Below are 13,295 nucleotides of genomic sequence, written 5' to 3'. Positions count from 1 at the left end.
AAATAAGTTTAGACATAGAACGACCGAGAAATCAATCCGGGATGCGATCCGATGCAGCTTCTCCACCACGCCCAGCTTGTCACGATGGACGAAGAATCAGGTGGTTACGGCCTGATCGAGCAGGGGGCGCTGGTGATCGAGGCCGGGCGAATCGCTTGGATCGGCGCCGAATCGGATCTGCCCGCGCATTATGCCGATGCGACGCGGCATGACCTGGGCGGGCGGCTGGTGACGCCGGGGCTGATCGACTGCCACACCCATATCGTCTTTGGCGGCGACCGCGCCCGCGAGTTCGAGATGCGGCTGGAAGGCGCCTCGTATGAGGAAATCGCCCGCGCCGGCGGCGGCATCCTGTCGAGCGTCCGCGCCACCCGCGAGGCGGATGAGGAGGCGCTGCTGGCATCCGCCCTGCCGCGCGTCGATACGCTGCTGGCCGAGGGCGTGACCACGCTGGAGATCAAGTCGGGCTACGGGCTGGATGTGGACAGCGAGCTGAAGATGCTGCGCGTCGCCCGCCGCATCGGGCAGGCGCGTCCCGTGACGGTGCGCACGACCTGGCTGGCCGCCCATGCCTTGCCGCCGGAATACAAGGACGACCGCGCGGGCTATATCCGCGATGTGGTGGTCGCCGGGATGCGGCGCGGCCATGCCGAGGGGCTGATCGACGCGGTGGACGGGTTCTGCGAAGGCATCGCGTTCACGCGCGAGGAAATGGCCGGCATCTTCGACCATGCGGCCGGGCTGGGCCTGCCGGTCAAGCTGCATGCCGAGCAGCTTTCCGACCTGGGCGGCGCGGCCATGGCGGCGCGGCACGGGGCGCTGTCGGCGGATCACCTGGAATATCTGGGCCAGGACGGGATCGAGGCCATGGCGGCCGCGGGCACCGTGGCGGTGCTGCTGCCCGGCGCCTTCTATACGCTGCGCGAGTCGCAATATCCGCCCATGCAGGCCCTGCGCGAGGCCGGCGTGCCGATCGCGCTGGCCACGGATTGCAACCCCGGTACCTCGCCGCTGACCTCGCTGCTTCTGACCATGAACATGGGCGCGACGCTGTTTCGCATGACCCCGGCCGAATGCCTGGCCGGCGTCACGCGCCACGCCGCCCGCGCGCTGGGCCTGGCGGATCGCGGCCGGCTGGCACCCGGCATGCGCGCCGACCTGGCGGTCTGGGACATCCGCCACCCGGCCGAGCTGACCTATCGCATCGGCTTCAACCCCCTTCATGCCCGCATCGTCGGAGGCGAACTTGTCTGAACTGATCCTTACCCCCGGTGAAACCACCCTAGCCGAGCTTGAGCAGGTCTGGCGCAAGGGGCTGGCCGTGCGCCTGGCCGACAGCGCCCGTCCCGGCATCGCCGAATCCGCCGCCCGCATCGCCGCCGCCGCCAATGGCGAGGCGCCGGTCTATGGCGTGAACACCGGCTTCGGCAAGCTCGCCTCGATCAAGATCGCGGCGCGGGATACCGCCACGCTGCAACGCAACCTGATCCTGTCGCATTGCTGCGGCGTGGGCGAGTCGGTCGAGCCGGAAACCGTGCGCCTGATCATGGTGCTGAAGCTTCTGTCGCTGGGCCGCGGCGCCTCGGGCGTGCGTCCCGAGGTGACCCAACTCATCGAGGACATGCTGGCGCGCGGCGTGTTGCCGGTGATCCCGGCGCAGGGATCGGTCGGCGCCTCGGGCGACCTGGCGCCCTTGGCGCATATGGCCGCCGCCATGCTGGGCGAGGGCCGGGCAGTTTATGAGGGCCGCGAGATGCCCTCGGCCGAGGCGCTGGCGGCCGCGGGGCTTTCGCCCGTGGTGCTGGCCGCCAAGGAGGGGCTGGCGCTGATCAACGGCACCCAGGTCTCGACCGCCTTCGCCTTGGCGGGGCTTTTCGAGGCTTTTGCCAGTGCCCGCGCGGCGCTGGTCACGTCTTCGCTTTCGACCGATGCCATCATGGGCTCGACCGCGCCCTTCCTGGACGAGATCCACACCCTGCGCGGCCATCGCGGCCAGATCGCCGCCGCCCGCGCCATCCGGGCGCTGATGGAGGGGTCCGAGATCCGCGAGAGCCACCGGATCGGCGATACCCGCGTCCAGGATCCCTATTGCATCCGCTGCCAGCCGCAGGTGACGGGGGCCTGCATCGACCTGCTGTGGCAGGCCGCGCGCACGCTGGAGATCGAATCGAACGCCGCGACCGACAACCCGCTGGTGCTGGTCGGGGCCGACCGTATCGTCTCGGGCGGGAATTTCCATGCCGAGCCGGTGGCCTTCGCCGCCGACCAGATCGCGCTGGCGATTGCCGAGATCGGCGCCATTTCCCAGCGCCGCATCGCGCTGATGGTCGATCCGGCGCTGAGCCATGACCTGCCGCCCTTCCTGACCCCCGATCCGGGGCTGAACTCGGGGCTGATGATCGCGGAAGTGACCAGTGCGGCGCTGATGAGCGAGAACAAGCACCTGGCGACGCCGTGCAGCACCGATTCGACCCCGACCTCGGCCAACCAGGAGGATCACGTCTCCATGGCCGCGCATGGCGCGCGGCGGCTGAAGCGGATGAACGCGAACCTGGCGCAGATCCTGGGCATCGAGGCGCTTTGCGCCAGCGCGGGCGTCGAGTTCCGCGCGCCGCTGGCGACCTCGGCCCCGTTGCAGGCGGTGATCGCCGCGCTGCGCCAGACGGTGCCGGCGCTGGAACAGGACCGCTACCTTGCCCCCGACCTGGCCGAATCCGCCCGGCTGGTGCGCGAGGGCGTGCTGGTCGGCGCCGTCCCCGCCAGCCTGCTGGACGAGGTGCGGCCGTGAACCCCGTCGAAGTCGCGCAGGGCGACAGCCCGGTCATCCTGGGCCTGCCGCATACCGGAACCTGGCTGCCCGACGACATCCGCGCCCGGCTGAACCCGCGCGGGCAGGTGCTGGCCGATACCGACTGGCATATTCATCGGCTCTATGACGGGCTTCTGCCCGGCGCGACCACGGTGCGCGCGACCTTCCACCGCTATGTCATCGACGCCAATCGCGGGCCGGACGACGCGAGCCTCTATCCCGGCCAGAACACCACCGGGCTGGTGCCGCTGACCGATTTCGACGGCGAGCCGATCTGGGAAACCGCACCCGCAGCCGAGGATATCGCCGAGCGCAAGGCGCGTTTCCACGCCCCCTATCACGCGGCGCTGGCCGCCGAGATCGAACGGGTGCGGGCGCGTCACGGGGTGGCGATCCTTTACGACTGCCACTCGATCCGCTCGGTGATCCCGTTCCTGTTCGACGGCGTGCTGCCGGATTTCAACATCGGCACCAACGGCGGGCGCTCCTGCGCGCCGGCCATCGAGGCCGCCACGCAGGAGGTCGCAGCCGCGACGGGCCGGACCCATGTTCTGAACGGGCGCTTCAAGGGCGGCTGGACGACGCGGCATTACGGCCAGCCGGGGCAGGGCGTTCACGCGATCCAGATGGAACTGGCGCAGGCGACGCATCTGGAGACCGAGGCCCCGCCCTTTGCCTATGACGAGGCCAAGGCCGAAACCCTGCGCGCGACGCTGAAGGCGATCCTGGAGCGCCTTGCCGCGCTGGCGCCGGAGTTGCGGGCATGAAGCCGCTGCAAGGCATCAGGGTGCTGGACCTGTCCCGCGTGCTGGCGGGGCCCTATTGCACCGCGCTTCTGGCCGACCTGGGGGCCGAGGTCATCAAGCTGGAGCCTCCCGCCGGCGACGACTACCGCCATATCGGCCCGTTCAAGGACGGCGAAAGCGCGCTTTTCACGCTGAACAACCGCGGCAAGCAGAGCCTGGTCCTGGACCTGAAGGATCCTGCCGACCTGGCGCTGGCCAAGGCCATCGCCGCGCGCGTCGACGTGGTGGTCGAGAACTTCCGCCCCGGCGTCGCCGCCCGGCTGGGCCTGGGGGCCGAGGCGCTGCGGGCGGAAAATCCGCGGCTGGTCTATTGCTCGATCTCGGGCTTCGGCCAGCAGGGGCCGTTCCGCGACCTGCCGGCCTATGACCTGGTGGTGCAGGCCATGTCCGGTCTGATGGCCGGCACCGGCGAGGAAGGCGGCGCGCCGCTGAAGACCGGCGAAAGCATGGCCGACCTGATCGCCGGCCTGTTCGGCAGCTGGGCGGTCATGGCGGCGCTGGTCAACCGCAACGCCACCGGGCAGGGCGCCACGCTGGACGTGGCCATGTATGACGCGCTGTTTTCCATGCTGACCACCAGCCATGCGCTGCATCTCTATGCCGGCCAGTTGCCGCAGCGGGTGGGCAACCGCCATCCCCTGTCCACCCCCTTCGGTTGCTTTGCGACGCAGGACGGGCAGGTGGTGATCGCGGTCCTGAACCCGCGCCAGTTCGCCACGCTCGCCACGCTGATCGGCGCGCCCGAGGCCGCCGGCGACCCGCGCTTTGCCAGCGACGAAAGCCGCACCGCGCATGAGCCGGACCTCAAGCGCCTGATCGAGAGCTGGTCGCGCCGGCTGACCACCGAGGAAGCCGTCGCCGCGCTGGCCGACGCCGGCCTGCCCGCCGCGCCGATCTGGGATATCGCCCAGGCGGCGGGCAACGAGCATGCGCTGACGCGCGGGCTGGTCAGCCGCCTGCCGCATCCGGTGCTGGGGCTGGCGCCGACCGTCGGCCAGCCGGTGCGCTTCGATGCAGAGAAACCCGTGGCCGAGACCTCGGCCCCGCGCCTTGGCGGCGACCGCGCCGCCATCCTGCGCGCATTCGGATTGGAGGAGACCGCATGAGCGACGACTGGCGCATGCTGGCCGAGGAGGAACGGCTGTTCTGCGACGTGCTGGAGCGCATCTGCGCCGAGCGGATCGCGCCCAAGGCGGCGGAAACCGACGAGACCTCGGCTTTCGTCCACGACCAGCTTGCCGTGCTGGGCGAGGCCGGGATGATGGGCGCGAACCTGCCCGAGGAACATGGCGGCAGCGGCATTTCGGCCCCGGCGCTTTTGCGGGCGGTGGCGATCGTGGCGGGGGCCTGCGGCTCGACCGCCTCGGCGCTGACGGCGCATTACCTGGCGACCGATTCGATCCTGCTGGGCGGGACGGAGGCGCAGAAACAGGAATGGCTGCCGAAAGCCGCGGCGGGCGAGGCGCTGGGGGCCTTCGCCCTGACCGAGCCCACCGCCGGTTCCGACCCCGCCGACATGAAGACCCGTGCCCGCCGGACCGAGAGCGGCTGGCACCTGAAGGGCACGAAATGCTTCATCTCGAACGGCGGCGTGGCGGATTTCATCGTCGTCTATGCCGTGACCGATCCCGAGAAGGCGCATAGGGGCATCTCGGCCTTCATCCTGCCCAAGGGCACGCCGGGGCTGGAGCCGGGCGCGGCCGAGCGCACGATGGGGCTGAAGGGCGGGCATGTGTTCACCCTGAACCTCGACTGCCACCTGCCCGAGGGCGCGCTCTTGGGCGAGGAGGGCAGGGGCTTCCGCACCGCCATGCAGGTCCTGGACAACGGCCGCATCGAGGTCGCCGCGCAATGCCTGGGGCTGGCGAAAGCGGCGATGGACGCCGCCATCGCCTATGCCAAGGACCGCATGATCGGCGGTGAGCGGCTTTCCGACCGGCAGGGTATCCGCTGGATGATCGCCGACATGGGTGTGGCCTATCGCTCGGCCCTGCTGCTGTCGCAGGACGCCGCGCGGCAGCGCCAGCACGCCCATGACCACGGCGGGCGCTTCTCGCTGGCCTCCAGCATGGCCAAGCTTGCCGCCAGCGAGGCGGCGGGCCGGATCGCCGACACCGCGCTGCAGCTGCATGGCGGCTATGGCTACACCCGCGACTTCCCCATCGAGAGGATCGCCCGCGACCTGCGCATCATGCGCATCTACGAGGGCTCCTCGGAAATCCAACGCATCATCATTTCCGGCAACATGCTGGCCTGAACGGAGAGAGACATGGACAATCCCCGTCACAACACCCGCGACATCTTCCCGCCCACCGGAACCGAGATCACCGCGAAAAGCTGGCTGACCGAGGCGCCGATGCGGATGCTGATGAACAACCTGCATCCCGACGTGGCCGAGAACCCGCATGAGCTGGTGGTCTATGGCGGCATCGGCCGCGCCGCCCGCACCTGGAAGGATTTCGACCTGATCGTCGACGCGCTGCGCAAGCTGGAAACCGACGAGACCCTGCTGGTGCAGTCCGGCAAGCCCGTGGGCGTGTTCAAGACCCACAAGGACGCGCCCCGCGTGCTGATCGCCAACTCGAACCTTGTTCCCCATTGGGCGAACTGGGACCATTTCAACGAGCTGGATAAGAAGGGCCTGGCCATGTATGGCCAGATGACCGCAGGTTCCTGGATCTATATCGGGTCGCAGGGCATCGTGCAGGGCACCTACGAGACCTTCGTCGAGGCCGGGCGCCAGCATTACGGCGGCAACCTCAAGGGCAAGTGGATCCTGACCGCCGGGCTTGGCGGCATGGGCGGCGCCCAGCCGCTGGCCGCCGTCATGGCCGGGGCCTGCTGCCTGGCCGTCGAATGCGACGAGACCCGCGCCGATTTCCGCCTGCGCACCCGCTATGTCGACGAAAAGACCCACTCGCTCGATGAAGCGCTGGAGATGATCGACCGCTGGACCAAGGCCGGCGAGGCGAAATCCGTGGCGCTGATCGGCAATGCCGCCGATGTGTTCCCGGAACTGGTCAAGCGCGGCGTGCGCCCCGACATCGTGACCGACCAGACCAGCGCGCATGACCCGGTTCATGGCTACCTGCCGCTGGGCTGGACCGTGGCCGAATGGCGCGCGCGCCAGGAAACCGACCCCAAGGCCGTCGAACGCGCTGCCCGCGCATCCATGCGCAAGCAGGTCGAGGCGATGGTGGCCTTCCACGACCAGGGCATCCCGACCGTCGATTACGGCAACAACATCCGCCAGATGGCGCTGGAAGAGGGTTTCGAGCGCGCCTTCGCCTTCCCCGGCTTCGTGCCGGCCTATATCCGGCCGCTGTTCTGCAAGGGCATCGGCCCGTTCCGCTGGGCGGCGCTGTCGGGCGATCCCGAGGACATCTACAAGACCGACCAGAAGGTCAAGGAACTGGTGGACGACCCGCATCTGCACAACTGGCTGGACATGGCGCGCGAGCGCATCAGCTTCCAGGGCCTGCCGGCGCGGATCTGCTGGGTCGGCCTCGGCATCCGCCACAAGCTGGGCCTGGCCTTCAACGAGATGGTCCGCAACGGCGAGCTGAAGGCGCCCATCGTCATCGGCCGCGACCATCTCGACTCGGGCTCGGTCGCCTCGCCCAACCGCGAGACCGAGGCGATGCAGGACGGCTCGGACGCGGTTTCCGACTGGCCGCTGCTGAATGCGCTGCTGAACACCGCCTCGGGGGCGACCTGGGTGTCGCTGCACCATGGCGGCGGCGTGGGCATGGGCTTTTCGCAGCATTCCGGCATGGTGATCTGCTGCGACGGCAGCGAGGACGCCGATGCGCGCCTGGCCCGCGTGCTGTGGAACGACCCGGCCACCGGCGTCATGCGTCATGCCGACGCTGGCTATCAGATCGCGCTGGACTGCGCGCGGGAGCACGGGTTGAATCTGCCCGCCATTCTCTGATCCATAGGCGCGGCGCCGCAACGCACCGGGCCGCGCCCCCTACCGTCCAACAAGGAGACAGACATGACCTTCCACACCAGCCTCAAGGCCGCGCTCTTCGGGCTTTCCGCGCTTGCGCTCGGCTCGGCGGCCTCGGCCGACCAGCTTGACGACATCAAGGCCGCCGGCAAGATCGTCACCGCGACCGACATGCACTATGCCCCCTTCGACATGCTGAACAACGGCACCTACGAGGGGATGACCAAGGACCTGTTCGACGAGGTCAGCAAGGAAATCGGCGTCGAGCCGGTCTATCAGGACATCCCCTGGACCGCCGAGCTGCCGGGCCTCGAGGTCGGCAAGTTCGACATCGTGATCGCGCCGGTCACGATCACCCCCGAGCGGCTGGAGCGCTATACCTTCACCCTGCCGATCGCCGATGCCACCGTCTCGCTGGTCCGCGCCGCCTCGAACACCGAGCTGGCCAAGCCCGAGGACATCAAGGGCAAGACCGTCGGCGTCCAGCAGGGCACCGCGCAGTTCCGCCAGCTGCAAGCCTATGGCGAAAGCCTGGGCGGCGTGAACGTCAAGGAATACGGCACCACGGACGAAGCCTATGCCGACCTGGCCGCGGGCCGTCTGGACGCGGTGGCGGGCTCGCTGCCGAACCTGACCTATCTGGTGAAGAACCGCCCCGAGACCTTCGCGCTGTTCGAGCCGGCCCAGTTCGGCCAGCCGACCTATTTCGCCTGGGTGCTGCGCAAGGAGGAAGGCAGCGAAAGCTTTGCCAAGGCCATCAACGACGCGCTGCTGAAGATGACCGATGACGGCCGCGTCAAGGCGATCCAGGAGAAATGGCTGGGCAGCTATACCGAACTGCCCCGCGAAGTCCCCGCGAACTAAGTCGCTGGCGGGCGGGGCCTGGTCCCGCCCGTTCCCCCAAGGGCCAAGGCGAGGCGCGCATGTTTTCGATCCCGGTCTTTCTTCAAAGTTTCGAGCCGCTGTTCTGGGCGGCCCGCTATACGCTGCTGATCTCGGGGCTCGGCATCGCGCTGGGGCTGGTGATCGGCACGCTGGTCTGCGCGGCGCGGCTGTCGCCCTATCCGGTCCTGCGCGGCCTCGGCGGGATCTGGGTCAGCTTCCTGCGCGGGGTGCCGCTGCTGGTGCAGCTGCTGGTGTTCTACTACACGCTGCCGGTGATCGGCATCGACGTGCCGGCGATCTTCGCGGCGGTCGTTACCGTCGGCATCTGCGCCAGCGCCTATATCTCGGAGATCTGGCGCGGCGCCATCGCGGCGCTGCCCAGGGGCCAGGCCGAGGCCGCCGTGGCCATCGGCATGACCCCGCGCGACGTCTGGATGCGGGTGATCCTGCCGCAGGCCTTCACCCTGTCGCTGCCGGCGCTGGTCAACGAGCTGATCCTGCTGGTCAAGGCCAGCTCGCTGGTCTCGGTCGTCGGCATCCTGGAACTGACCCGCGCCAGCCAGGCGCAGGCCGCGACCACCTTCCGCCCGCTGGAGGTCTATATCGCCGCCGCCTGCATCTACCTGGCGATCAACCTGTGCCTTGCGGCGCTGGGACGTTACCTTGAACACAGGACGGCCGTCTGATGGAATGGAGCATCCTTGAACAATACGGCCCCGCCCTGCTGAGGGGCTTCGGCGTCACCGTGCTGTGCTGGATCCTGGGCACCATCTTCGGCATGGCGCTGGGTCTGGTGATCGCGCTGATGCAGCGCTACGGGCCGCGCTGGCTGGGCTGGATCATCCAGGCCTATATCGAGGTGATCCGCGGCACGCCCTTTCTGGTGCAGCTGTTCGTGCTGTATTACGGCGGGCCGCTGGTCGGGCTGCGGCTGGACGCGCTGCCGGCGGGGCTTCTGGGCCTGACCATCTATGGCAGCCCCTATTTCGCCGAAATCTTCCGCTCGGGCTTTCGCGCCGTGCCGCATGGCCAGATCGAGGCCGCCCGCGCCATCGGCATGGCCGAGCCGACCATCGTGCGCCGCGTCCTGCTGCCGCTGGGCCTGGTCTCGGCGCTGCCGGCGCTGGTCAATTTCTCGATCATCCTGACCAAGGAGACGGTGATCCTGTCCATCATCACCGTGCCCGAGCTGATGTACCAGGTCAGCCGCATGTCCACCGAGACCTTCCGCTATCTCGAGGCGAACCTGGTGCTGGCGCTGTTCTTCTGGGCGCTGGTCGAGACCATCTCGCGCGTCGGCCGCCGGTTCGAGGCGCGCATCACCAAACACCTGATCGAAAGGACCTGAGCCGATGCAGGCTTCTGCCGTCGATATTCGCAAGGTCAACAAGTATTACGGCCCCTTCCATGCGCTGAAGGACGTGGACCTGGCGATCCCGCCGGGCAAGGTGACCTGCCTGATCGGGCCCTCGGGCTCGGGCAAGTCCACGCTGCTGCGCTGCATCAACTTCCTCGAGGAATACGATTCGGGCGAGATCCGCATCGACGGGCAGCTGATCGGCTACGAGGCGCCGGGGCGAAAGATGTCGGGGCGCAAGCTGCGCGAGATGCGGCGCTCGATCGGCATGGTGTTCCAGCAGTTCAACCTGTGGCCGCACATGACGGCGCTGGGCAACGTGGCCGAGGGGCTGGTCCGGGTGCGCGGCCTGTCGAAAGCCGAGGCCCAGGCCCGCGCCGCCGAGGCGCTGGCCAAGGTCGGGCTGGCCGACAAGATGGGCAACCACCCCGCGCGCCTGTCGGGCGGCCAGCAGCAGCGCGTCGCCATCGCCCGCGCCATTGCCATGGAGCCGCGGCTGATGCTTTTCGACGAGCCGACCTCGGCGCTCGACCCCGAACTGGTGGGCGAGGTGCTGAACGTGATGAAGACGCTGGCCGGCGAGGGCATGACCATGGTGGTGGTCACGCATGAGATGGGCTTTGCCGCCCATGTCGCCGACCAGGTCGCCTTCATGGAAAAGGGCGAGCTTGTCGGCGTGGACAGCCCCGGCCGCATCCTGCACCACCCCGAGGATCCGCGCATCCAGGGCTTCCTGCGCACCTATCACGAACGCAACAGCTTCTGAGCGGGAGGGGGGCTTTGCCCCCACGCCGGGCCGGCCCCTCGATGGGGCCGGCCCGGCGTTCCCCCCGGATATTTGCACACGAAAGAAGCGCGCGGGCCGGGGCTTGCGGCTGGGCGGTTGCGGTTTATCTGAGACGGGTAGCAGCAAGGATGCCCCTCATGCCCCAACCCAAGCTTTTCGAGCCGATCGCCATCGGCGGCCGGACCCTTGCCAACCGGATCGTCGTCGCGCCCATGTGCATGTATTCGGCCGAGGACGGGCGGATGACCGACTGGCACCTGATCCATCTGGGCGCGCTGTCGCATTCCGGCGCGGCCATCCTGACCATCGAGGCCACCGCCGTCCTGCCCGAGGGCCGCATCTCTTATGCCGACGTCGGCCTGTGGGACGATGCGACCGAGGCGGCGATGGATCGGGTGCTGAAGGGCGTGCGCGCCTGGTCGGACATGCCCATCGCCATCCAGCTGGCCCATGCCGGGCGCAAGGCCTCGACCGCGAAGCCCTGGGAGGGCGGGGCGCAGATCGCGCCGGATGCGCCGCATGGCTGGCAGACCGTCTCGGCCTCGGACCTGGCCTTTGCCGAGGGCGAGAACCCGCCGCTGGCGCTGGACCGCGCCGGGCTGGCGCGGGTGCGCGACGCCTTTGCCCAGGCCGCGCGCCGCGCCGTGCGCCTGGGGATCGACGCGATCCAGATCCATGCCGCGCATGGCTATCTGCTGCACCAGTTCCTGTCGCCGCTGTCGAACCGGCGCGAGGACGACTATGGCGGCAGCCTGGAAAACCGCATGCGCTTTCCGCTGGAGGTCTTCGAGGCGGTGCGGGACGCGGTGCCGGCGGGCTATCCGGTCACGGTGCGCATCTCGGGCACCGATTGGGTCGAGGGCGGCTGGGACATCCAGGGCAGCATCGCCTTTTCCCAGGCGCTCGAGGCGCGGGGCTGCGCGGCGATCCATGTCAGCAGCGGCGGGCTGGACCGGCGCCAGCAGATCCCCGTCGGTCCCGGCTACCAGGTGCCCCTGGCGCGGGCGGTCAGGCAGGCGGTCGGCATCCCGGTCATCGCCGTCGGCCTGATTACCGAGCCCGAGCAGGCCGAGGCCATCGTCGCCACCGGCGATGCCGACATGGTCGCGCTGGCCCGCACGGTGCTTTACGATCCGCGCTGGCCCTGGCATGCGGCGGCCAGGCTGGGCGCCAGCGTCTCGGCGCCGCCGCAGTTCTGGCGCAGCCAGCCCTCGGGGCTGCGGGATCTGTTCCGCAAATAGCCGGCCCGCGCCGGGCGCCGGCATGGCGGCGGGGGCTCAGACCGCCTTCGCCTCTTGCCGGTGCGGGTCGTGGAGGTCGAAGATCATCAGCCCGTCCTCGGGCACCTGCCGCTGGGTCCAGCGCGGATCGGCAAGCGAGCGTTCCGCGTCCTGCAGCCCGTCGCGCCAATGGTCCAGCATAGACAGGCGCGAGAATTCGTAGTCCTTGGACGCGCTTTCGTAATCGGCATGGCGATAGATCAGGTGCATCAGGCTGACCGGATGGGCCGGGCCGGATTCGATCAGCATGGCCAGGTCCGGGTCGTCGCGGAACGGGGCCGGCAGCCGCGCGTGCAGCCGCCGCGCCGCGCTGGCCAGCGCATGGCGGATGCGGAATTCGTCGGTGTTCAGCCGGGTGCGGCTGGAAAAGCGGATCTCGCGCTCGCGCTGCTCGACCTGGGCCATGGTGCGGGGCAGGATGTCGCGCGACGGGTAGAGGTCCACCTGGTAGATGCACAGCGGCCGGTCGCAGGGCTTGGCCAGCACGAATTGCAGCGGCGAGTTCGAGACCAGCCCGCCGTCCCAGTAGTGCCGCCCCTCGATCTCGACCGCGGGAAAGCCCGGCGGCAGCGCGCCCGAGGCCATGACGTGATCGACGGTGATCCGCGTCTCGCGGCTGTCGAAACAGGTGAAGTTGCCGGTCTCGACATCCACCGCGCCGACGGACAGGCGCGGGCCCTGGGCGTTGAGATAGTCGAAATCCACCAGGGCCAGCAGCGTATCGCGCAGGGGCGAGGTGTCATACCAGCTGGTCTGCCGCATCAGGCCGGGCAGGAAGGAAAACAGGTCCGGGATGCGCGGGCGGAAAAAGCCGGGCGCGCCCAGCATGGTGGACATGGTGGCGCGGCTTTCGTTGCAGACGGCGCGCATCTGTTCGTGCAGCGGCCCGCCCTCGAAGCACGAGCCCAGCAGCCAGGGCGCGCCCGTCACCTCTTCCCAGAAGCGGCGCAGCGCCTCCAGCCGCTGGCCGGGGCGGTTGCCGGCGATGAGCGCGGCATTGATCGATCCGATCGAGATGCCCGCCAGCCATTCCGGTTCCTGCCCGGCGCGGCAAAGTGCCTCATATGCGCCGGCCTGGAACGCCCCCAGCGCGCCGCCGCCCTGGAGGACGAAGACGATCTTCTCGGTAACTTCCCCGGTTCTGTCCTTCATCTGCCCCCTCGAATCCTGTGGTTCGATCCCGTCGTGCCATGGCCGGGGATGGAAAATTTCCATAATGCCGCAGGAAACGAAAGAAAAAAACGCAAAAAATCGCGTAAAAAAGCGCGAGTGACGTTGCGTCCTGCGCAATTTCCGCCTGGGTGATTGTCACGGCCGCGCCAGCCGATATATTGGGGCATGACACAGCCGGAGCCAGCCGCCGACAAGCGCATGATCGACGACCCTTCCGACAGGCGCGGCCTGCTGCGCCCCGCTGCT

Annotated in this window: 12 protein-coding genes; 11 read left to right on the top strand and 1 reads right to left on the bottom strand. The window is 68.8% G+C overall.

Annotated elements, in window-relative coordinates:
* Positions 1 to 51: 51 nt before the first annotated feature.
* The 11 genes from hutI (at position 52) to E3U25_RS16890 (ending at position 11,837) form a co-directional block, all read left to right on the top strand.
* Positions 52 to 1,254 (top strand): imidazolonepropionase, encoded by a 1,203-nt coding sequence (hutI, locus tag E3U25_RS16940; protein WP_116222118.1) that lies wholly within the window; start codon positions 52 to 54, stop codon positions 1,252 to 1,254.
* Positions 1,247 to 2,788: a histidine ammonia-lyase gene (hutH, locus tag E3U25_RS16935; RefSeq protein ID WP_116222119.1), complete on the top strand. Its 1,542-nt coding sequence runs from the start codon at positions 1,247 to 1,249 to the stop codon at positions 2,786 to 2,788. Before hutI ends, hutH begins: the two co-directional genes overlap by 8 nt.
* The gene (gene hutG, locus E3U25_RS16930) at positions 2,785 to 3,576 is read left to right on the top strand and encodes an N-formylglutamate deformylase (protein ID WP_116222120.1); all 792 of its coding nucleotides are present in this window, start codon (positions 2,785 to 2,787) and stop codon (positions 3,574 to 3,576) included. Before hutH ends, hutG begins: the two co-directional genes overlap by 4 nt.
* A complete protein-coding gene (locus tag E3U25_RS16925) occupies positions 3,573 to 4,721 on the top strand; it encodes a CaiB/BaiF CoA transferase family protein (RefSeq protein WP_116222121.1) in 1,149 nt (382 codons plus the stop codon). The genes hutG and E3U25_RS16925 overlap by 4 nt, the downstream gene beginning before the upstream one ends.
* Positions 4,718 to 5,872: an acyl-CoA dehydrogenase family protein gene (locus E3U25_RS16920; RefSeq protein ID WP_116222122.1), complete on the top strand. Its 1,155-nt coding sequence runs from the start codon at positions 4,718 to 4,720 to the stop codon at positions 5,870 to 5,872. The genes E3U25_RS16925 and E3U25_RS16920 overlap by 4 nt, the downstream gene beginning before the upstream one ends.
* 12 nt (positions 5,873 to 5,884) lie before the next feature.
* Complete coding sequence (gene hutU / locus E3U25_RS16915) at positions 5,885 to 7,549, top strand: urocanate hydratase (protein ID WP_072461606.1); 1,665 nt, start codon at positions 5,885 to 5,887, stop codon at positions 7,547 to 7,549.
* Positions 7,550 to 7,612: 63 nt separating this feature from the next.
* Complete coding sequence (locus E3U25_RS16910; RefSeq protein ID WP_036752194.1) at positions 7,613 to 8,431, top strand: transporter substrate-binding domain-containing protein; 819 nt, start codon at positions 7,613 to 7,615, stop codon at positions 8,429 to 8,431.
* Positions 8,432 to 8,490: 59 nt separating this feature from the next.
* Positions 8,491 to 9,138, top strand: coding sequence for an amino acid ABC transporter permease (locus tag E3U25_RS16905; protein ID WP_072461605.1), 648 nt, complete (start codon positions 8,491 to 8,493; stop codon positions 9,136 to 9,138).
* A complete protein-coding gene (locus E3U25_RS16900; RefSeq protein ID WP_036752188.1) occupies positions 9,138 to 9,800 on the top strand; it encodes an amino acid ABC transporter permease in 663 nt (220 codons plus the stop codon). Before E3U25_RS16905 ends, E3U25_RS16900 begins: the two co-directional genes overlap by 1 nt.
* A 4-nt stretch (positions 9,801 to 9,804) precedes the next feature.
* Positions 9,805 to 10,575, top strand: a complete 771-nt coding sequence (locus E3U25_RS16895) for an amino acid ABC transporter ATP-binding protein (RefSeq protein ID WP_036752185.1) — start codon at positions 9,805 to 9,807, stop codon at positions 10,573 to 10,575.
* A gap of 158 nt (positions 10,576 to 10,733) precedes the next feature.
* Complete coding sequence (locus tag E3U25_RS16890) at positions 10,734 to 11,837, top strand: NADH:flavin oxidoreductase/NADH oxidase (RefSeq protein ID WP_116222123.1); 1,104 nt, start codon at positions 10,734 to 10,736, stop codon at positions 11,835 to 11,837.
* 36 nt (positions 11,838 to 11,873) lie between these two features.
* Here the strand turns inward: E3U25_RS16890 and E3U25_RS16885 are convergent, their stop codons facing one another.
* Positions 11,874 to 13,028, bottom strand: coding sequence for a DUF3734 domain-containing protein (locus E3U25_RS16885; protein ID WP_116222124.1), 1,155 nt, complete (start codon positions 13,026 to 13,028; stop codon positions 11,874 to 11,876).
* Between the last annotated feature and the right edge of the window lie 267 nt (positions 13,029 to 13,295).

The organism is Paracoccus versutus (assembly GCF_029909795.1).
Lineage (GTDB): Bacteria > Pseudomonadota > Alphaproteobacteria > Rhodobacterales > Rhodobacteraceae > Paracoccus > Paracoccus versutus.
Note: the sequence above shows the minus strand (reverse complement) of the source record. Positions and strands in the feature narration are given on the sequence as shown.